This window comes from Paraflavitalea devenefica, from assembly GCF_011759375.1.
In the GTDB taxonomy this organism is placed as follows: Bacteria; Bacteroidota; Bacteroidia; order Chitinophagales; family Chitinophagaceae; genus Paraflavitalea; species Paraflavitalea devenefica.
The window spans coordinates 1,033,513-1,054,642 of record NZ_JAARML010000002.1 but is presented as its reverse complement, the minus strand read 5'-3'; the positions used below and the strand labels follow the sequence as shown (position 1 = coordinate 1,054,642).

Annotated in this window: 22 protein-coding genes; 11 read left to right on the top strand and 11 right to left on the bottom strand. The window is 47.6% G+C overall.

Features of this window, described 5'->3' with window-relative positions:
- Positions 1-443 precede the first annotated feature (443 nt).
- The 4 genes from HB364_RS13695 to HB364_RS13680 all read left to right on the top strand — a co-directional run bounded on the left by HB364_RS13695 (position 444) and on the right by HB364_RS13680 (position 4,311).
- On the top strand, positions 444-1,037 hold the full coding sequence (locus tag HB364_RS13695) for an RNA polymerase sigma factor (protein ID WP_167288533.1): 594 nt from the start codon (positions 444-446) through the stop codon (positions 1,035-1,037).
- 472 nt (positions 1,038-1,509) lie between these two features.
- Positions 1,510-2,355 carry a hypothetical protein gene (locus HB364_RS13690; RefSeq protein WP_167288532.1) on the top strand — a complete coding sequence of 282 codons (846 nt, stop codon included), beginning with the start codon at positions 1,510-1,512 and terminating at the stop codon, positions 2,353-2,355.
- Between the two features lie 10 nt (positions 2,356-2,365).
- Entirely contained in the window at positions 2,366-2,776 is a 411-nt protein-coding gene (locus HB364_RS13685; protein WP_167288531.1) for a hypothetical protein, read from the top strand.
- A 260-nt stretch (positions 2,777-3,036) separates the two neighbouring features.
- Positions 3,037-4,311, top strand: coding sequence for a hypothetical protein (locus tag HB364_RS13680; protein ID WP_167288530.1), 1,275 nt, complete (start codon positions 3,037-3,039; stop codon positions 4,309-4,311).
- A 46-nt stretch (positions 4,312-4,357) separates the two neighbouring features.
- On the opposite strand, the gene HB364_RS33130 is transcribed toward HB364_RS13680, so the two are convergent.
- The 8 genes from HB364_RS33130 to HB364_RS13645 all read right to left on the bottom strand — a co-directional run bounded on the left by HB364_RS33130 (position 4,358) and on the right by HB364_RS13645 (position 11,494).
- On the bottom strand, positions 4,358-5,212 hold the full coding sequence (locus tag HB364_RS33130; RefSeq protein WP_246228490.1) for a TraM recognition domain-containing protein: 855 nt from the start codon (positions 5,210-5,212) through the stop codon (positions 4,358-4,360).
- 74 nt (positions 5,213-5,286) lie between these two features.
- A complete protein-coding gene (locus HB364_RS33125) occupies positions 5,287-6,393 on the bottom strand; it encodes a YWFCY domain-containing protein (RefSeq protein WP_246228489.1) in 1,107 nt (368 codons plus the stop codon).
- A gap of 48 nt (positions 6,394-6,441) precedes the next feature.
- Entirely contained in the window at positions 6,442-8,055 is a 1,614-nt protein-coding gene (locus tag HB364_RS13670) for a relaxase/mobilization nuclease domain-containing protein (protein ID WP_167288529.1), read from the bottom strand.
- Complete coding sequence (locus tag HB364_RS13665) at positions 7,991-8,998, bottom strand: hypothetical protein (protein ID WP_167288528.1); 1,008 nt, start codon at positions 8,996-8,998, stop codon at positions 7,991-7,993. The genes HB364_RS13670 and HB364_RS13665 overlap by 65 nt, the downstream gene beginning before the upstream one ends.
- A 21-nt stretch (positions 8,999-9,019) precedes the next feature.
- Entirely contained in the window at positions 9,020-9,424 is a 405-nt protein-coding gene (locus HB364_RS13660) for a plasmid mobilization protein (RefSeq protein ID WP_167288527.1), read from the bottom strand.
- 223 nt (positions 9,425-9,647) lie between these two features.
- Positions 9,648-9,950, bottom strand: a complete 303-nt coding sequence (locus HB364_RS13655) for a hypothetical protein (protein ID WP_167288526.1) — start codon at positions 9,948-9,950, stop codon at positions 9,648-9,650.
- Positions 9,951-10,107: 157 nt separating this feature from the next.
- Positions 10,108-10,392 (bottom strand): hypothetical protein, encoded by a 285-nt coding sequence (locus HB364_RS13650; protein ID WP_167288525.1) that lies wholly within the window; start codon positions 10,390-10,392, stop codon positions 10,108-10,110.
- Between the two features lie 133 nt (positions 10,393-10,525).
- Positions 10,526-11,494 (bottom strand): DNA cytosine methyltransferase, encoded by a 969-nt coding sequence (locus tag HB364_RS13645; protein ID WP_167288524.1) that lies wholly within the window; start codon positions 11,492-11,494, stop codon positions 10,526-10,528.
- A 1,383-nt stretch (positions 11,495-12,877) separates the two neighbouring features.
- Here HB364_RS13645 and HB364_RS13640 point away from each other — a divergent pair.
- Both HB364_RS13640 and HB364_RS13635 read left to right on the top strand, forming a co-directional pair.
- Positions 12,878-13,180 carry a hypothetical protein gene (locus tag HB364_RS13640; protein WP_167288523.1) on the top strand — a complete coding sequence of 101 codons (303 nt, stop codon included), beginning with the start codon at positions 12,878-12,880 and terminating at the stop codon, positions 13,178-13,180.
- A gap of 33 nt (positions 13,181-13,213) precedes the next feature.
- Positions 13,214-13,396: a hypothetical protein gene (locus HB364_RS13635; RefSeq protein ID WP_167288522.1), complete on the top strand. Its 183-nt coding sequence runs from the start codon at positions 13,214-13,216 to the stop codon at positions 13,394-13,396.
- A 52-nt stretch (positions 13,397-13,448) separates the two neighbouring features.
- On the opposite strand, the gene HB364_RS13630 is transcribed toward HB364_RS13635, so the two are convergent.
- On the bottom strand, positions 13,449-14,072 hold the full coding sequence (locus HB364_RS13630; RefSeq protein WP_167288521.1) for a hypothetical protein: 624 nt from the start codon (positions 14,070-14,072) through the stop codon (positions 13,449-13,451).
- Between the two features lie 592 nt (positions 14,073-14,664).
- On the opposite strand from HB364_RS13630, the gene HB364_RS13625 reads away from it, so the two are divergent.
- From HB364_RS13625 to HB364_RS13605, 5 genes are all read left to right on the top strand, one after another.
- Entirely contained in the window at positions 14,665-15,669 is a 1,005-nt protein-coding gene (locus HB364_RS13625; RefSeq protein WP_167288520.1) for a helix-turn-helix domain-containing protein, read from the top strand.
- Between the two features lie 483 nt (positions 15,670-16,152).
- Complete coding sequence (locus tag HB364_RS13620) at positions 16,153-16,626, top strand: MauE/DoxX family redox-associated membrane protein (protein ID WP_167288519.1); 474 nt, start codon at positions 16,153-16,155, stop codon at positions 16,624-16,626.
- Between the two features lie 59 nt (positions 16,627-16,685).
- Positions 16,686-16,985 (top strand): hypothetical protein, encoded by a 300-nt coding sequence (locus tag HB364_RS13615; RefSeq protein WP_167288518.1) that lies wholly within the window; start codon positions 16,686-16,688, stop codon positions 16,983-16,985.
- A gap of 495 nt (positions 16,986-17,480) precedes the next feature.
- On the top strand, positions 17,481-17,780 hold the full coding sequence (locus HB364_RS13610; RefSeq protein WP_167288517.1) for a hypothetical protein: 300 nt from the start codon (positions 17,481-17,483) through the stop codon (positions 17,778-17,780).
- 69 nt (positions 17,781-17,849) lie between these two features.
- Entirely contained in the window at positions 17,850-18,182 is a 333-nt protein-coding gene (locus HB364_RS13605; RefSeq protein WP_167288516.1) for a hypothetical protein, read from the top strand.
- On the opposite strand, the gene HB364_RS13600 is transcribed toward HB364_RS13605, so the two are convergent.
- Together HB364_RS13600 and HB364_RS13595 are read right to left on the bottom strand one after the other, a co-directional pair.
- Entirely contained in the window at positions 18,166-19,719 is a 1,554-nt protein-coding gene (locus HB364_RS13600; protein WP_167288515.1) for a TlpA family protein disulfide reductase, read from the bottom strand. The genes HB364_RS13605 and HB364_RS13600 overlap by 17 nt on opposite strands.
- 10 nt (positions 19,720-19,729) lie before the next feature.
- Positions 19,730-21,115 carry a RagB/SusD family nutrient uptake outer membrane protein gene (locus HB364_RS13595; RefSeq protein WP_167288514.1) on the bottom strand — a complete coding sequence of 462 codons (1,386 nt, stop codon included), beginning with the start codon at positions 21,113-21,115 and terminating at the stop codon, positions 19,730-19,732.
- Between the last annotated feature and the right edge of the window lie 15 nt (positions 21,116-21,130).

Here is a 21,130-nt window from a genome sequence, read left to right as displayed (position 1 = left end):
ATAAAAAATATACAATTGTCAATTCCATGAAAAATGTCCACATTATTTTGCTGTGTTGCACCTTTTTCCTTTCTTAGCAGCCGTTCACTTTCAAACCTTGCCGGGCAGCGCAAGCCGGTAGGTTCCCAACCAACCTCATAGATCAATACTTTCTCGATCACCTGGTATTACACGGGTGCAGCTATTTATTTGATAATGAATTTTTTCGTAACGGGTGCAGACCTGAAAGGCCAGTGGCATTTCAGGTCTAAAGCGTTATGGAATATGTTACAGGTAAGGTACGGGTTTGAAGACATTGAACCCATCCCCCGTCCTTACATATACCATACGGACACATCCCTTGTCGGGATGCCTGGTGGCGCCGGGTCTGTTGTGTAAACAGCAAAAAACGGACCCGCACCCCTGATGCGGATCCTGGGGAATGATTAGTAAAACAAACAGCGATGACAGAGCAGGAGATTATTGCGGGGTTAATGGCTAAGAACGAAAAGGCCCTGGCGGAGATCAGGGACATGATGGGCCCGGGTTTGCAAAATTTCGCGGAGCGGTTGCTGGACAATCGCGCCCAGGCCCAGGAGGCGGTCCATGATGCCCTGCTGGATTTATGGAAACTGAAGAATAAGCGGTTCGCAACCCTTGCCCGCGTAAAAAGCTACCTGTACGTTTCGGTGCTCGGCCATTGCAAAAACTACCGAAAGAAATACAAGAAAAAGCTCACAGGTGAAAACGCCTACCTGGAGGCGCTGTCCGAGGAGCCCACCCCGGACCTGGAGCGGGAGATCATTCATGCCGAGGTTTCAGCATTGCTGAACCAACAGCTGGACGCCCAACTGGCCGATCTGCCAAAGACTTACCGGGAGATCATCGTGCTATCCTATCTCCATGGCCTGGGGCCGAATGAAATTGCCCGTAGATTAAACATTCAGGTCCAGTCGGTTAAAAACCTGAAGAAACGGGGTGTAAAATACCTGCAAGGCAAGGCAGCGGCCCTCGGCAAAAAGGTCCAAAACCTCCGAAAATCCCCCAAAAAGTTATAATCTTCCATGTCGGCTAAAAAATCCGGTTCCACAGGGGTACTATTTACCTAAAAACGTTTTTCTATATTATTAGGAGTTGCGTATTCCGCAAGCGCTCAGGAGGCTGCTGGCGCGATGGCCGGCAGCAGCCTTTGCGCCCATATAAACAGGTATCCCCATTCCTAGTTTCGATGTTCCCCTTGTTCTCAGAACAGATTGTTTGGTGGAGGACAGGTCAAAATATCAACAATATTGGTTATTGGCTGGTTCCATCCGTTTCCTTATAGGAGGCGCTGAGGGATGAGGGAAGTGGTTGGAGGATAGTGGTAAAATCGATTTCAGGTGTGTGGTTGGTTGTGATCTATGGATTGTGGAGATCGTGTTCTGGAGATCGTGTTGTTGGGTACTTGCTGAGCGTGATGATGCAACCTAAATGTGCTGATCCTGCCCCAGCATCGACATCCTTGGTGGCTGTTAAATAAAGCAAAACAAGATGAAGGTAGAAACCGTCCTTTTACAATGGCCTGGCGGAGAGCTGCAGGTAGAATCGGATTATGTCTTTTTACAGCAACAGAGCACGTTTGCAAAAGGTACGGCGTTGCCAGGTGCTGCACGAGTGATCAGCATTCAGAAGGATCGGGTGGAGTTGCTCAATTTATCGATAGCGGAAATGTACCTGGTCGCGCTCAGTCGCTTTCGTGATCGTTACCTGCCCTATAACCGGTTGATGATCGATGAGCTGCCGCCTGCGATGCAGGAGCTGGTGCTGCCGCCGATGACCAGTCTTGCGGTATGGGATGAATCGTTCCAGAAAACCTGGCGGCTCAAACATGGTTTTATTTATGCTTTAAGGATCAGCACTGTGCATGAAGCGACCTTGTTTAGGATAATGATGGAGGACTTAAACCGGTTTTTCGGTTTTATGTATGGTTTGCGGGGAAGAATCGTTACACGGGCAATGTATTGCCTGTGCCTTACCCATGATCGCAAAACACTTATCCCATCCGGTCATGAAAAATCCCAGTTTAAGGTGGGCAGTGATGGAATTACCCTTCGAAATAAGGGGATCAATCAGTTGGTGTCTTACCTGAATACTAAATATACTTTTTCGCCGGGAGTGCCGGTGGTGGACAAGAGCCATTGGCCGGGTCCGGTGAATATGTCGCTGGCCACGGATGGGTCAGATTTGGAGGAACTCAATAAGGAACTGGCTAACTATGGATGCAGATTATCGAAGCAACTTGCCAGAATCGAGATGTTGCTGTTGACAAAAATCAAAGCGAATAACAAGGATATAGTTCAACATCGTCATAATCATCAAACATCCACTAATCATTAAACACGCTTAGATGAAACAACTCATCGTTATCCTATGGCTGGTACCCGCTGTTTTACCCTTTCTACCGGCCTGCCAGCCTAAACCAGTGAAGCCTCCAGCATTAAACATGGACTTTTTCAGGCGACTAGATAGTCTTGCAAGAAAGGAAATGCCAAGATTCGACCTTCGTTTTGCCTGCAGGCTGATGGACTCGGCATCAACAAACCTGTCACTCGATGTAGAGCTGAGAATGGCTAAAATGGAATATACACAGCAATTCGATACGGCAAAAATTAACCTGGCAAAACGAATCAAAAATGCCATGGGTAAAGAGGCCGGCATGTTTGAAAACCTAATTTATTTGGTAAAGGATAAACTGGCCGATGGTAATGAACTGTTCGCAATAGAGATTTTTAGTTTCGTACAAATAGACACACTCTAGTCTGGGGCAACAAAATTGGATATTTCCCTATGAGAGACTTTTAGAAAGATTTGTTATCGTGAGGAGATAACAAGGACAATACCCCTCCCTGCCTGCACATCCGCATTACACACTTGAAAACAACCATCAATGGGGGGAGGCGATGTCCATCGTAACCCTCTATTTTTTAACCAACCAGGGAAGCAGTTGCATACGGCGGCGTCTTGGATCAGGGCGTATGTGCTTATACGATTTTGTTAACCATAAACAATAACTACGATATGTTCAAGCAATGCTTATTGCCGGCCACCCTGCTATGCCTCGTGTGCCTGACTGGCCATGCCCAATACCGGCCCCAGGATGGTTATATCATCAAAAAAAACGGAGATACCCTTTTTGGTAAACTGCGGATCGAACAAGGCATGCAAACACCTAAGAATGTCCATTTCATTTCTTTTGACGGTGATCGCCGGGAGGTGTTGTATTTCCCGCGGGACCTGCAGGGGTTTGAGATGCCCGGTTTCTGTGCCTTTCTCTGCAAGGAGGTTGAAATAGATGACCGGCCGGTCGATGAGGGATCAACGCTGCTTAATATTAGTCAGCAGCGAACCCGCAAGGCGACCGTATTTTTGAAAAAGCTGGTTGAGGGTTACCGGCTGAACCTGTACTATTACCGGGATTATAAGGACCATTTCTTCTGGCAATACAGTAATTCAAATGATATCATGATAAGGGAGTTAGACTATGGCGTGGGGGCAAAAGAGGAATCACAGGAATTATTGTTCAACAATGCCTTTAAAAAAAAGCTGCTGGATCTGGCTAAGGAATTTCAGTTGCATTTCATGGAGAAGGAAATCCTGGACGCAACCTATGAAGTAGGCCCCTTGACCAGTATTGTCAAAAGGCTCAATATGCTCCAATCCGATATCCTTTATGACGCCAGCAAGGAAGGAGTGCTATTCCCCAAGCCCAAAGGGCCTTATTTGATGATCGCAATTGGTTGGACTGGACTGCGGCACCAGTCATCATCGGGACCGCATTTGCCTTACCATATTCCTGGCGCGCTACCCTTCGTTGCCGCCATCGGCAAGCGGGTGGGCCCAGCCCTGTTGCGGGGGAAAATAGCCTTTAAGGTGGAGGCCATGGGATATTTTAGTTACTATGATGTTTATACGATGGACACTATTCCTACCTGGGGAGGAGAACATCTCACTGATGTTAACTCCGCCTATATTGACCTCTCTTTAGCCCTGCAAGTCTGCTATACCCCATGGCCGGGGGCGCGGTTTTCTCCATCCTTGTCTACCGGCCTGCAAGGCATATTTACCTGGACCTCGTATCCCCATTACACCAGCAGCAAATCGCAAACCCTGGAACTATCAGATGCCCTGGTCCGGCCATTGCGGCTGGCGCCCTTGGTAAAGATCACCGTTCCGGTTATCGATAATATCTCGATTTCGGTAGGACGTATTTTTCATTCCAACACGTTGTTTACAGATGGGAGCTGGTTTCGGCCACTATCAACTTTTGTGGGGCTCACCTTGGGCGATTTATAGCCTCCACTGTAATCGCCGTATTCTATAATAGGACGGGGCAATAGGATTACTGCCCCGGTTTGATGAATAGGAGATGGGAAAGATTCGGGTCATTTTTTATTCTTTCTATTTCGGTGTAGCGGATTTCATTGACATCATCTTTTACTTTTTGGAAGTTGGCCATCACCTCCGCATGGCTGACTTCCTTTACAATGGGAATCTCCTGGTAGGCAGCTTCTTCGGCGGCAATGGCGGCATGATCATTTTGAATGTGACAATGGAATGCTTTTCGTTTAATAATCTCAGTGGGAGTATCGGCCAGCATCCCTACGAATTCACCGCTTGATAGCTGGGATATACGTGATGGAGGTACGGCCACTTCCAGCTGGGTGCTTTTGGTAACACTGGTATCCTGCCGGTTGATGGCCACCGAATCGCGGGGCTGCATGATTTTCCCGATACGATCAGAGACCATTTTGGCGGTGTCTCCCACCGCCTGGCCGCAGAAGAGATTGCCACAAATATTTACGAGTACCTCCGCCTGTTCCCGTGAGTAATCTTTTTTCAACTGAGAATAATCTTGGACCGCAAAAACACAGGCGCATTTATAGCCTCGTGCAACTCCTACCAAATTTTCCGCCCCATTCCAATAAATTGTGGGCAGCTCGTCCACAATGATAGTGCTGGGTAATTTGCCCTTTTGTGTGATCAGCCGGCTGAGGCGAGTGATGTATAACGATAGAACCGCACCGTAGATCTGTACGCGTTGGGGATTATTACCCACGCAGACAATCTTTGGATCATCTGGATTGTTGATGTCCAGTGAAAAGTCGTTACCGGTGAGCACATAATACAGATAGGGTGATACCAAACGAGCCAGTGCGATTTTGGCGCTGGCCACCTGACCTTCGAGTTGTTCCATGGCCCGGTTCAGGTAGGCCGAAATAAACGGGTTTATCCTGGAGGGTAGCGCTCATCCACGTTGATGGATGAGCGCTACCCTATTAAGACTTCAATCTCATTTTCTGTCCCCAGTATCGGGAACAGGTCATCATAATGTAGCTGCATAAATTCGATAGCATGCGGTAGCGTGCAATACTTTCCATTGCGATACTTTTTTAAAAACCAGAACACTGCAGTCACAAAATTTATTGGCGACTCGATGAAAAATTCGCCGGATTTCCTCGTCCAGTCCCTGTTCAGGGCCAGGAGCAAGGTTCTGCTGGACTCGGCGGCATCAGCAATGTCCATCATGTTGTCGGGTGGAATTACATTACAGCGATGCGTACGCGATGGTTCATCGAAGTTGATGTAGTAAAACTTTGGTGCCTTAGGATAGGTGTCCTTGTATTTTAGGTAAGCATTGTAAGCAATTTTGCTCAGGTCATCCCACTTGAAATCGTAAAGAAACATCGTGAAATGTTTCGAGATCATTTGGGTGATATAATGACGAATTATAAAATAGGATTTTCCCGCACCTCCGGAGCCAATGATCATGGTAGCGCGAAAGGGCGCCAGGATATTGATCCAGCTTTTTCGGACTTTGCCTTTCAGGTTATATTTGGCAGGCAGGTTGATGCTGTACTCGTTGGCCTGGTAGTCTTCCACTTGCGGAAAGGTCTCGTTCAGTTCGTTAAAGACGTCCTTGTCCAGGTGTACTTTGATCAACCGGGATATTCGTGCACCGCCGGTGAGCAAAAGGATGTAGCCGAAGGCTGTTAGCAGGATATACAATGGTCCGTTCCAGGTGCTGTATATCGCTGGATGCATCAACAGGGGGCTGGCCCAATAACAGATCGACCCAATCGCCAGCAGCCAAATTATATTTGAGCCTTTTGCTTTGGTGTCTTTTTTCCCTTTCAGTCCGATAAGGGCGACAATCAGGAGTCCCAGTACCCCTGCCTTCATCAGGTGGGGGTTGGTAAAAAATGGGCTGTGTTGTCCTTTGCGAATCATGCCCGTCAGAAAATCGGCAGTCAGTCCCCAGTCGAGAACGGTGCCATGGCAATAAATGTAAAAGTGTAATCCCAGTAACACGATACTGGAAAGCCGCAATAGGTCAATGACCCCGCGGAGCATCTGGTCGTTTTCCCCGGTGCTCATGGATGTAACTTTTTATAGGTGGAGCAATGCGTGTGGGCAATAACTTTATTACCTGGAGCGCTTTTTTCTTTTGCGCTTCTTGGCTTCTTTTAATAATTCATACGGCAGATGACCTTGTTCTTCTTCGGCGGTCACCAGTTCGCGGATGATCGAATGCAACCATAACCCGGAAGAAGCCAAAGTAGACACGGCGGCATGGATCTCGGCGGGGCTGTCTTCCCGGCGGCGGTAACCACGGTTGGTGCGGCTGTCAGCACGCGAAAGGTTGACCAGTAAATACTTTTGAATATGAGATGGAGCCGGGATGAAACTGCCCGTGGGAAGATGGGTTGCGCCCATATAAAAGTACACCGCACCATCAGGCAACTGCCTTGCTTCTACTTGCAGCCCACTATCTTTCCATGCCCGTAGCACCTGGACAAACCCCTCCGAATATACAGTGGCAGCCAGGGTGTCGTTGACCAGACGGGTGTTAAAGGAGCGGGTAATATTTTCTGCGCTGACCAGCCGCGCGGCGATGCCGGCCGCGCCCATCCCTTTGCGCAGGTCTGAACCCTGGAAGGCTACGCCGTTTTCATGGTCTACAAAAATGATCCCTGACATATGCCCCTTCACGTTATAGCGCACCGTTATCTCAATCTTTTTTGCCCGGAGCCGCTCCCTGAATTCAGAAAAGAGCACGCCCTGTTGCAGGATCTGTTCAATGGTAGCCGCAAGTTCATCCCGGAACGCCTGTCTGCGATAAGCGGACTGCTCATACTTGGCTTTCAGTAACCGGGTGGTTGGACTGTTGGGTAAATTCCCCCAGCCATTGACGTAGATGCTACTGGCTTTGATTTGCGCCCCTGCTTTTTCGCCTTCTTTGTCGATGGCGCTATAGAGTATGCCTTCCCGTTCACGGAGCAGGGAGCCTTCGGCACCAGGGTCCGCCATCACGTTGAACTGCCGGAGAATGGCATTAAATTCTCCCAGCGAAGTAAACTGGTATTTGGAAAGCACGGCCCGGACGATATTGGACACTGTCGCTTTGTTCTTTACAGTACCGCCCAGGATCCCTTCGATATCTGCCGGTACAATACCTTGGAAGTAGGCGTTGCCGCGACCGGCAGCTTTTACCAGTCCAAATTCTTCTTCCACTTGTTCGCGCGCTACCATGCCAATGGTGGCGCCGATGTTATGGGTGGGAATGCGGCTGCCATCATCCCGGATATTAGTCGTGACGATATGGATGTGTGGATGCCCGGCATCTTTATGGAGATAGACCAGGTATGGTTGTCCGCCAAAACCAATTTTGTCCATGTAACTGGCCGCAATCTGCCGCAGTTTGAACTGGGATAACTTTTCACCATGTTCAAAGTTGAGACTGATGTGCATCGCATTGGTTTTGACCTGCCGGTTTTTGCGAGCCTGTTTCTGCAGCCTTTGCAGTTTTTCTTTCGAGGTCAGGGTGTAGTGTTCCTGCCCGAAACCAACGGCATCGATGCACTGCGCTGATTTGTCTTTCAGTTTATTTTCATTGTAGTAAACCACTTGCCTAAAACTTTTACTGCTGGTAATACGGGCGATCATTTGAAAACCACATTTACGGGTATATTCATTACGGTTTGAGGCCGGTGTCCATGCGTTGTTCTCCATCAGGTCCTGCCATGCCAGGATTTTCATGAGAAGACCGGAGATGATATTTTTGACTATTATACAGCACCTGATCGATGAGTTTGTTGTCAATCCTGGAATGGTAGTAATGCTCAGAAACGGAGAGCAGGGTCGAACCTGGTGATATCTCCGTCAATCGGTCATCCAGGTGGATCAGCCTGGATTGCTCAGGATCGTAGCGGGTAAAAAATTGAAGGTTAGTAATAATGGGACGATGGTGATCACACACCAACTCAAAGGCCACCTGTCCATTCCTGTTGTTGACATATCCCAACGTTAGCCCACAATTATTGGCCGGGTGTCCTTCCATGTCCAGGATCAATGGCAGGTCCTTGTACTGGATGATGAAATTTAGGTTGATAGAGTAGCCCTTTTGATCAGGAGGAAGTCTTTCCCCCAAAGAGAAAAATTCCCCTACTGCGGATGCGTAATCGCTGTTAGAATACAACACCTTGGTCCCGTGCCCAAGTTCGTAGATCAACCCGGCTGACTGGTGGGAATGCTGCACGATATGGTATTGGGAACTGACTTGGTTGGGGATAAAGGTGATCGGTTTGCTCATGACCTCTGTCCTGCCATAGGCCAGCTTGATTATTGCACTGCGTTCGTCAAACAAATTGTGCGGATGAATATTATTGTCCAGTAAATGCCGCCATAGCACATCAGGTGAAATCAGCAATTTAGGAGGCTCCCCACTGAGATATTGGTATTCAGCTTGTAGGTTAGCGGCCGTGTGAAAGTGGTAACATCCCTCATTGTAGCTGCCGTCTTCCGGGTCACGCACCCATTGGTTTGCTTCACAGAATGCGGCAGCGGCGGTGGCAGAATCAAAGAACGACAGTTCGCTGGGGTGCTCCGGTAATTTATATTTTTCATAGACCACCCAGGGCTTTCCAGCCTGCGACTGCTGCTCCAATACGGCCAGCATCTGATCGATGTTTGCTTGTTTCATTCCGTTGCATGTTTAATGGTGTTACCCCTGGAGCCATACTTTAGAGAGTCTGGCAATCAGAGAATAAATCGGCTGCATATCTGCGCCAAGGGCCTGGATCTGTTCAATGATGGCCGTTGTGGGAACTGGTTGCCGCTTTTTTTCCGCAGGTGTGTTGAGCGCTTTGGCGATCTGGTTGAGATTGTTGCCAATGGCGTTTAGTTCTTTGCGCAAGATGACCAGCTGTTCCATCACTACGTCCAGGCTTTCGTCCTGGGTGATGACCACTACCCTTCCCTCGCAGATGATGTCACGCAATAGCTCGCTCATGGTGCGGTAGTGGGAGCTAGATAACAATTGCCGTAACCGGTTAAAGTGGTGGGTATTAATCCGGGTTTTTACATCAAATCGCAAGGCTTCATCTGCTGCTACCTTATGCCTGTTCATGAGTTCAACTTTTTACTCCTGCCAAAAGAGCGGGAATGGCGCTAGTTTTAAAAATGGCCGACTCCGGAGGCCAATAATAGTTGTGCACAACTGTACATCTTGCCGACGCAGAAAATGCGTCCACAATCCCAGGGAAAAGGCCCGCAGGGCCATTCCGCATTTGCCAATGGCCATAGGAAACCGATTTTCCGGACAAGTTGTCAATTCCGATGCAATCAACATCCTAGAGACTTCCTCTAAAGATCTGCGGGTTATCGATACCGAATTGACGAATGCGATCTTTAAAATGCATCCACAAAAAAATTTTATAATCGGCGATTTCAAACCAGTCATCTTTGGTCAGCTCAAATGGATTGACTACTGCCGATACACCACTGCCGGGTTTGATTCCTTCCACGGCGCTGAAGATGTTTTTGGTAAAGCCCTCTCCGATTTCAAAAGAGTTAGATATACACAGTGTGTGACCTGACAGTTTTATTTGACGGGATGAACTTAAAATCAGCACGCGTTTTTTAATAATAGCCATAACAAACACTTTTTATTTTTCTCTGGTGATATACTGTATCCGGCGCAGCTCCAAATGCCTTTGAGGATGGAGAACATCGATGCGGGAGCCAGCAATAAAAACGTGAGTTTTTTAAGTCATAAACAAGTGAGCCTTCCCATTATAAAACGAACAAGTATCACGAACGCGGCGGGCCATGTCCCTTTTCTATCCCATTGGCCACCTGGTCGTCAATGGTCAGTCTCGCCCGCTGGGGATAATTATAATCCTTGACCACCAGCTTACCAGGGCGCTGGATGACCTTGAAATTGGCATAGGTAATTTCTTTGGATGGATGACCTTGTTTGGCCGCGGTGATCTTATCGGCCTGATCAATATTATCGATGGCAATTTTCGGATGAAAGGTGGTTCCTCCGATTTCAACTTCGTAGGTTAAGTATAGCTTTGAAGGTTTTACTGGCATGTGTAACGGAATTAATGCTTGTGCGCAAATCTGCTGTGGTTTGAAAATGATTTGGCTGAGAAGTTCCTATGAAGGAAAAATTATGGGGTGCAAGTTGGAAAGTAGATCCGCCCGGCAGGCGTTCGCTGGCATTTTATAGTGCAGGTGGTTTTTCGATGAAGTGGGCACGATGTTCCGCGATGAAGGTAAAGATGCGCAGGGCTACTTGGGGAACGATGGCGTTGCCCAGTGCCATTATGGACTTGTTTCGCCATCGAGGAAAGGTAATACCAGATAGTCGGGCGGGTAACCCATCATCTCGCTGACAAACCGGGGATTCAGCTGGCCAATGATCCCATACCGGTACCGTAATACGCCCCCCAGATCGTCTGGGCGGCCGTTTTTGGCCCTTGCCTGTGGCCCCTTCCAATCCCTGGCGGTCGGTGTGGGCAGCACCAGTTTCGTTCCTGGTACCAGATCTGGATGGTGTGGTTGAAGGTTCAGGTTGCCGGTGGTCGTTGGCAGGGTTATAACCAAGGAACCAGACGCGACTTCGCACGTGTGGGGCGCCCGTGGCCACAGCTGGCAATACAAAAGTCCAGACCTGGTAGCCTTCACTTTCCAGGTCAAGATGTACCTGTTCAAAGACCATTCCCTGCTCCCAAGAAATGAGTCCCACAACATTTTCTGCCACAACGTAGGGTGGCCTAAGGCGTTTAATTGTGTTAAACATTGCAGGCCAGAGGTAACGAGAATCTGCAATGCCTTTTCGTTTTCCGGCGACACTGAATGCCTGGCAGGGGAATCCACCGCTAAGGACATCGATGGAAAAGGGATCTGTGGGGAATTGTTCGATGTTTTCGATGCACGTCGCATGGGGCCAATATTTTTGAAGGACAACCCTGCAGAATGGATCGATTTCACAAAAGAAAACATTTTCCCAGCCCATCCACGCTGCCGCCAAATCAAACCCGCCGATGCCGGAAAAAAGACTTCCATGTCGCATGCTGCCGTAGTTGTTGCCGCCTTTCTCTGAAAGGAAAGGAGGCGGTGAATAAATCGTGGGCTGCCTGCAATCCTTGTGCAACTTCCGCCAAACCATGAGAAGGAAGCGCGACATCATCCTATAAGGGAGAAGGATTTTTTTTAAAGTACAACATGGCTTTCGGGCAGCATGGACAGTGTTCAATGCTGCAGGTCCTGGAGTTGTGTGTTGCTAATGCTAACGAGTTATCCGCAGTTGCTCCGTGAAAAATGGACCGTTGCAGGTGTGTGAAAGTTGACCGGTACGATGGCGGAACGGGTAGTATTGGTGCCTATCAATACAAATTAGGTATACAGTTATGAAGCAGGCTGGAGTGATGGTTAGCCAGTCATCTTGTTCTTCGGGTGCAAACAGGAATACTTCCTGTTACAGAAGGAATGTCGGGATGGTGCTGCCTAAAGGTGTGGTGGATGACAAAAAAAATAGCAGGTTTGGAGGTTCATTTTTACGTTTTTCACGTGGTCACCACCATCAGGGTCAATTCCGAAGGACCCAGGCGTAGAACTTGAGAGGGGCAAAGGCGCCCCTCTTTTTTGGGATACCGGTCCGCTGTGATGAATGATTTTTCCTCAGATCATCTGCATTTTGCATCCCCGTTATGCTCACCTTACCACCATTAGGAATAGTGATGCATCCAAATTTTGTAGAACACCTTCAGGCTAATGCTATCGTCAGGAAAACCAATCCCTCACACAATTCTGAACGAATCCAAAACAATCTACGGGTCAATTGTGAATAGATAAAAATGCTCTGAAGCAGTTGCTAGAAGGCAAATGGTAGGTCGTATTGCCCAAGAAGTAGCCATTGTCATGGAGGCTGGAGGTAGATCAACTTTTTAATTTTAGTGACCCTATGTTCAGTTGCTGGTACATTATCCAGGGATGAAGTTTGGGAAAACAATAGTTAAAAGTATCGCTCATTCGTTATCATTAGGTTCTTACAGGCAAGGTCTCAAGTTTCACTTTAGGGGAGCATAGGCTGCTCCCCTTTTTGGCATGTTCAGTAGATACATTGATCAGGTGCTCCCATTGGCCATCCAGCCCTTTTCCATTGTCTAATACTTTACAATTGATAACCTGCAACGTTCACCTGGCAATATCCATCTTTCCATCAAGAGTGTTGAACCGGGACATTTCATTGGGGATGTTGTGGGGAAAAGTAAAGCCTTTGAAAAAAGAGCGTAATGTATCACTTCATCTATCTTTAATCTGCATTGGATGAGAAGCCCATACACGCAGCACTTAAAGGGGGGGGGCAAAGGTTGCCCCTCTTTTTTTTGTTTGACCATAGGAGCGCATTCGGATCTTCACAACCAAGAACGCGAATGTACCATTCTCCTATTCTTCCCTATCTATTACCAGCTAAGACAATAGGTTTATATTTTGTTGTCACTCTCCTATTCATTCCAACGCCGGCATTACAACGCTTACATGGTATGGGGGCTGGCACAAAACATGGCAAATGGCACAGGTGACCTGGCAACAACTTGCGCAGCATGTCGCACAACAATGGGATTTGGAATTCCCAAAGACAGCAGCAACTGTAACTATGCTTTTTCCGAAAGAAAATGGTCATTGCCAAGACTTCAGGCAGCTGCTGGCCGCACAATCGTCCACCATCCAGGAGCTGGTAAGGGCAAGGTCATTTATGGGTTACAACAGTAGTTATGCCGTAACCTGGCAATTATTGGACGAGATGTTGGATCAAATCTTAAACAGCGTACGTGCATTTGCGCACATTCCCTATGGTCTGCCTTATGAGTAGCAACACTTTGGACGGGATCGGTTGCAGCGTGGTTTGGCCAGACTATTGGTGAGAGGCAGTGAGAAAACGCATGGCCATCCAGCAGATAAAGCAGCGATCGCCAACCATTCCGAAGAGATGATCAATTTTATTACAGCACTGGTGTGGCAACAATTACATCCGAAAAGGGAAATAACAAGCGGGGAACTGAAGAGCAGGGAAAGCCTGGGACAATAACCTGCCAAAAGTTGAGTGTGCAGGTCTGGGAATATCATAGCACAGTGACAACTTATGCAAAAAGCTGGCGTAACCGCAGAAATCCGGGAAGCTGCGGGAATTGATAGTAACGAACCGGTATAACGGTTTCCTCATTAACGGCAATCAGCGAAAATCCCGCCTCCCTCACCCAGCCTCCTAGGAAGGCCTGGTTGCCGTCCAGTTCCAAAAACAAAGTGTCCACCGCCTGGATCCTAAACAGCGCGTATACGGCTGCCTGCAGGGCATCGTTGATTACGTCCATGGTGACCAGGGGGGAAAGGTTTAACGTCAGCAGGTGGTTGTCTGTCCTGTTGCTGATGTGCTGAAATAACAGCGGTTCCTGTCGGACATCAAGTTGTAAAGCGGGTTCTTGATCAACCAGGACCATAAAGGCCTGCATGTCGGGCTGCTGGGCCACCATCAGGTAAGAATCCAGATAATCGCTTCCAGGCCGCTGGCGGATCGGCGGACTGTCGGGACCCAGCCAGTCGATGAGCTTATCCAGATCATGGGCGGCATCAAGGGTTCGAATATGAAAGTGCCTCCCTGTTGGCTGGTGCAGCAGGTGTGCCACATCGGTGGGCTGATAGGGATCAATGGCCTGACAAATGGCCGTTAATGGGTTAGGTTCGGGTTCCATGATAACTTTTTTCATAGCAACCAATTTAATGATGACCATCCCGGAAGGTGCGGCCAGGATGGCATGATCCGCCACGGGCGATCAGGTTTTTTCCGCCGGCTGTTGAACGACAGGTAAACTGATGAATCGGAACCGCGGCATATGTTGCCTTAACCAGGTAGATGTTTCAGGGGTACGAAGCGTTGGTTGGGTCGTAAAAGTCCTATGTTGAAAGATCAAGTAGAAACGTAGAAGTATAGTTGTACAAGTGAATATTGACCCTGCAATGCTACACCAAAAATCGCAGATAAGAAATTTTATCCATCCTGTTTACGGGAAAACACTTAGGCATATCGTTCGGATCATTTCCGGGTCTCTCAACCGAAGAAATCCCTTGCTGCCTGAAAATGATAGGATTGCATCACTGGCGCATACAGCCGCCCAGCAAGGGTTTGCGATTAATCAATTTTTAACGGTTTGCTGCTAAAATCTTTTGTGGATGTGATCGGAAATAATGAATTTGCAGTTGGTAGCATTCTTCTTCTCAGAGCATCACCTCACATTCGAACTTTGATTTGTTATTAACCATGCGTACTACTGTAGGGGTGGGCGCAATAAACCTTATTGTATGATCCAGCTATCCGTCGAACGGGGTGAAATGCTATTATCTCCACGTGTACCCGAAGGGTTACAACACATCAAAGTCCCAGGCGCCCAGCCGCAATATGGTATGTGGGGAGCTAATAAATTGCTTTTACAGTCCAAACCCACCAGTGAGGCCATGATCCATGATGCCTACATCTCCCAGTTGGAATCTAATCAACTGGTGGCCCAGTGCCAAAAAGGGGTGTTACTATTCCACCTGAGCCTGGAAGGTAGTATCCAATACACGGTGGAAGGTCTCTCCACTATCCTATTGCATGAAAGGGCCTATACCTTCTATTATGTGCCGTTTTGGCTGGCGCATGTGGCTTCGGGCCTTTCGGCTAATCACAGCCTGCTGATTTGTATAGATCCGGCATACCTTCATTCGTTCGGTTTACGTTTCCCCCATATTCGGGTGATCCTCCAACGTATAAAGGCATCCCATCCGGTGGCAGTGTCAGATACGCCTTTTATTGCTGACTATAATTTGCTTTCCAGGGTCCATGAACTGCAACGGTCCTCCGAGGATGTATCCACTGTCAACCTGCTCTATGAGGTCCTGGACATGGCGCTCAATAAGATCTTGCACCGGCAGCCCGCCAAGCCCTTGCAGGTGTCTCAGGAGCAGATAGAGAAATATTACCTGGTGCGCAGGACGATCATGGCCAACCTGCAAACCGAATACACCCTCAGGGAACTGGCGGCCTTAGCTGATTTGAACTATTATGAGGTCAGGGATCTCTTTCCCAGGCTGTTTGGGGTGACAACGAAAAACATGCTGTTGGAGGCCAGGATGGCCTATACGGAAAAGGAATTAAATGCTGGTCAAAAAATGCCTGCCATTGCCAAGGCCCTGGGATACAAAGATGAAAGCGGATTGCGAAGAGCGTTTACCCGGTTTTTCGGATTAGCACCCAATGATTATAGGCTTAAATTCAGAAAAAACAATGATGAATTCGGAATCCTCGCCTACCAAAAGTCAGGTTAACGTGTTCTAATCCGTAAGTGAGTGGTATATATTTGTAAAGGCAAACGGGAAGACTGCCTATAACCAGGACAGGAGCGAGTGTGGGAGGAAATCAGGAAAGGTAGTTAACCGACATCATATTTCATATATGGTTTGCCGTTATTAGAGAAAAGAGGCAACCAACAAACACATGAGATTTTCCCAGTTCGGGTGTAGCTGCTGATGCAGGCGATAATAGCATCGGCACTTCCCCGGACAATGGGGATGCTACTAAGGTCGCGCCAAAACTAACCCTTTGTATTTATCGATAATACCCTTTTTTACCTTAAATGAATCAACATTCGGAATAAAGATGCTACGGGCATACCGGACCTAAAACATGCTCCATTGCAATTGAGGGTCCTTAGGGCCGGGCCCGTGGCTCTATTTCAGGTGTTAGGTAGCTGAGCGAATATTCTTGTCCGGTGATATCAACCTATTTATGGAAATAAAACAAGAACCACAATGACGGTTAAAACAAAATCTATCCTTGTGAATGTATGCTGCTATGCGCTCATCTTACTCTTTGTCTATGCGGCAGCAGCCAAATTATTGGATTATAACAGGTATGTAACGGCCATGCGCAACCAGCCGTTTGTCGACTGGCTCACCTATCCATTGGCATGGGGCATCCCGGCCATTGAGTTGGTACTTACAGCGATGTTGGTAACGGACAGATGGAGAAATCTTGGGTTTCTCGGCAGCCTGATTTTGATGACAGCTTTCACCATCTATATCGCGTTAATTTTGATGAAAGTATTCGGTCGAATCCCCTGTGCCTGCGGTGGCGTCATCAATAAACTGGACTGGCCTGATCATTTGTATTTCAACCTTATTTTTGTCGGCTTTAGTATAACCGGCTATTTGCTTTCCCGTCCTGGTGGTTCTGGTGGTAAAGTCACGAACCGATATTCTGACATGGTGGGTGCTGGCGCCTAAAGACTGGAGATCTATCAAATTCACAACCATTAAACCTATCCTAAAAAATGCGCACTAAAATGTTAACCCCAAACGTAATGGTCATCTGCCCTGCATTTGTCCTGAGCCTGGCCTTTTCACCACCGCCATTGCTGGCCCATAAATATGGCATTTCTTCCCATACTGCCACTGGCTGGGTGGTAACCGAGGAAATCGATGGTGAAATTCAGGGCATCGATTATGATTGCGGCATAACAAGAACACCGCCATGCACCGTGGAATCCGATGGCGTTTATTCCCCTGGTCAAACCATTCCTTACACAAACGGAAACATCCTGATTGACCACCAGGCAATCGTAGATTTAAATCCCAATCAATAACGATGCATAATTCAACAAGGGGGTTGTTGGTATCGTCTGCCTTGTTGGCTGCGGTGGCATTTCGCCCGAAGGGAAAATTAAATTGCATATATGGCATTGCTTTCGAAAATTCAGTTGGCTGGGTGGTACAGGCAGTCATCTCTGGTGAAACAGAGGGAGTAGGCTACATCTGCGGAGATGCGAGATCAGACGACTGTACGGTCGAGTCCAACACGTTGTATACGGTTGGCCAGACGATTCCATATGCAAATGGAATTTCCTCAGGCGCACAACGAGAATTTTTGGATCTCCCCTGATACATGTGTGGTCAGGTTGGAGGCAAAAAAACAAAGCAAGCCAAACAGTTAATAATGACAAGGCAATACACCAAACCAATTAAAAATATTTCTGGCCAGAGATCAGTTATTCCTTCTGCAAAAAGGAAAAAGGATATATGCGTTCCCATGTGGGAATTGCTGAATCATTGATTCTCTAATTTTCAAAACTTATCTTTTTATGAAAATCAAAAATTTCGCTGTCCTCCTGGTAGTGACAATCGCGATTGCTGGTGCTTTCGCATTCAAGCCACAGCCTAACCTGAATTTCAAGTATGGTATTTCTTCTGAAAACGCAACAGGCTGGGTAGTGCAGGCCGTTATCACTGGTGAATCTGAAGGCGTTGGTTATGTTTGCGGTGATACAAGGACTGATGACTGCTCTGTAGAATCTAACACAGCTTACACAGTTGGTCAAACCATTCCTTACAACAATGGTACGCCAGAAATATCATCCAAGGTATTTACAGACCTTCCGTAATTGGCTTTTTAAATTTGATAGCGGCCAACCGTGTTGGCCGCTATCTTTTTCTTTACCAGAATTGTTTATATGCCAACCCAAACCATCCACCGCGACAAATTCAAATTCGCCTATGCGGTGATCTTGCTCGCACTTTGTCTGGCCGTCACCGCGCACGTCACAGGCAAAAAAATAGGCCAGCATACTTATGGCGTTCTCAGCTTTGATCCCTATTATTTTTACATCGCAGAGGAATTGGATGGGGAGGTCATGGACATGGACTATGAGTGTAACATGAACTATTACTCGATCTGCACGATTTCCTCAGATTACCTGCCAGACCCATTGGGGCGCATCCCAAGAGCGTACGCAATCACGTTGGTCAGTGGAACTTATTTCAACGACCTTAATCCTTTTTATTGACGTTAACCTGGCTTTGTCCTTTTACCAACAGCGCTTTAATATAATTAGTGATGGTGGCTGCGCTTTTTAGATCATTGGTGGTCTCAGCAGCAACCACATTGCCCACCTGATCAATGAGCAAAGTGGCTGGATAGCCTTTGATCCCATAATGAGTTATGATGGGGTGATCGCGCCCCTCCCCGTTTGTATACAGGTTGATGGCATGCGCATCAGTATATAATCCCTTATCCACGGATTTCACCCACAACTCAAAGTTTTTATCAATGGAGATGGTGACAAAGACTACTGCCGGGTTGTCTGCGAACGCGGCTTTAACCTTCTTCAATTGGAACTCATATAAGGCTTTGCAAGGTGTGCAACCGGTAAACCAGAAATCAATAAATACAACCTTTCCTTTCATCTCATCCAGGGTTCGCAGTTGACCCTTAACGTCTTTTAAGGAGAATGAAAAAGCGGGGCTGCCGCCTTTTAAATGCAGATAAGGCGCAACTGCGCGGCTATAGGCTGGCTCAGACATATCCTTCATGGCAAAACGTACCAGCGTATCCAAATCTATTATCACCGGGTAATATTTGATGATAAAATCTGCCAGCATTTTATCGCGTAGTGTACCTTTGTAGTCATTGAACAGCCGGGTATATACTTGTCGAAAATCCGGCGTTTTACAATCGGGGGAGGCTACCAGCGATGAAACCACCTGCCCACCTGAGATCATGTCTGTATAGTATTTTGACCATTGCTTGACTTCCGAGCTAAAGGGTAAATCTGCCAGTTTTAACTTTTTGTGTAAAGAGCATATCCTGTTACGTACCGTTTCGGCTCTGGCAGCTTTTAACTGCTGGCGGTACATTTCATAGATCTGCGAATTGCTAAATGCCTGGACATCCAATTTAATTAGAAGGTAGGCATTCTCAGATAGGTGGGGCTTATATTGCTCAAGGACCTTTAATTGATTATCCCGCCCGATGGCATATAGGTTGAAATCATTGATCACCGAATCGCCCAGCACTACCCTGGCATCTCCTTGGCTTTGATAAGCGGCCAGTTGCATGTCTCGCAGGCAGACGAGTTTCTGAGAGCCTGCCCCGGAAAATGAAAATCGAAAGGTTTCTTTACGCATTTTGGGATGATCCTCTCTTGCTATATTGATTTTGATTTTATCACCAGTCTCTATTAATTGGGCGAAAAGCAAATCCTGGAAATCGTCCTGGCGTGTGCTATCAGGAAGGGCCATTAAGGAAAAATAGGCAATGGGCTGCTGCATGGGCACTTTGATTTTGCAGTTGCCATTCACTATTTTGGCACCCCGCAGGTAGGGTTTCCCGCCATCGTAATAAGTACCACTAAAAATAGCGCCTTCGTAGAGGCTTAGGATCACCGAATCTTTTGGAAAGGTTACCCCTGCCGCCAGGACGATTTCTATCTCGGCATCCTGTGGGTATATGGGCGTTGCTGGCCGATGGGATCCAATTGTACAGATCGCGCTGGAAAGTATCAGTGTCAAAATCGTTAAGGCTTTCAAAATGGCTTTATACATGGTGTAACGATTAGCGTGGATTATCTGATAAGCCATAGATGTTCTGCTCTTGCTTCGGGATGGGAAACACATACCGGTTATCATTGGGTGGTAGCGAAAGGAGAGTGCCATTGACATTGCGATAAAGTGTGATGGCGGTGGTCGGCGTCTGGTTTAGGCGCCTGAGGTCATCCCAGCGCAGGACGGCGGTGAAGGGAAACTCCTTGCGGCGGTGTTCCAATACCGTTGCAAGCGCGGCTTCCGCTGTAGTGGCCACCAGTGGCACGAAGGAATTGACCTTCCATCGTTTGGGCAAAAGAGTATTCAGTACATCGATGGCTTCTGCCGCTTTGCCGTCCCTGGCGAGGCATTCGGCTTTAATATAATAAAGTTCATTGCTGGCTAGTCCCGCAAACAGTGATACTGCACCACTATAAGAGCCTTTGAAGACTACCTTTTTAGAGGGTGGCGGATCCGCCCGGTAATAAAGCACCTTGCGTAGATCATCGGCGTGATAACTGTCATAAAACAGGGTATCAACAAAAGCGATATTTATCGGCCGAATGGCGGAATAATTGGTATTGTAACAGTTAAAAATATTCTCCGGCTGCACCGTTAAGAAGTTGGGGAAGGGTAACAGTGCGGCAGGATTACGGTCGGCGTAGTTCATCAGGGTGTTGTAACCACCCAATGCCCTGTTGGCATAGTCCAGGGCTTGGGGATAATTCCCCATCGACAGGTATACGCGCGCCAGGAGCGCCTGAGCAGCCGTTTTGCTGGCACGGGTTTTAAATTCATCCATGACTGGCAATAAACCTTCAGCTTCTTTTAGGTCCTGGATGATTCGTTCGTAGGTACCAGCCACTGTCCCGCGGACGGATACTTCATGAACGTCTGTGGTCAACCTTAGCGGGATACCAGGGTCTGTGGCAGCAGAGGCCGTATAAGGTCGTGCGAAGGTCTGCACCAAGGTATAGAACTGGAAAGCCCGAAAAAACAGGGCGCCGCCTTTGAGCCGGTTATATTGCCCCTGATCAGTAGGGCCGGGTGTTAATTTTGCCAGTCCTTCCAGCACAACATTGGTATAAAATACTTTGGTGTAGGTCAATTGCCAATCTCCACTAATATCGGTGGGGAAAATCTCCTTTTCCCAAAGGAAGGCGTTGCGCTCTACCACCCCAATGGTCTGCAGGTTGGTGGGAGTATAATAGAAATTATCTGTCGAAAAAAGGCCCAACGGAATATGTGACTGGTTCATGATGGGCTCATTGTCCAGCAAGGCTTGGAAATCCTTTAAAGCCTTAGGGACCACATCTCCCTTGTTATACTTTACGTCCAGCCATTCATCCTCCTTGTTACAGCCCAGCAACAGCATAATACAAGTGGCTGCTAAAAGCGTATAAATATGTCGTTTCATGGTTGTAATATTTAT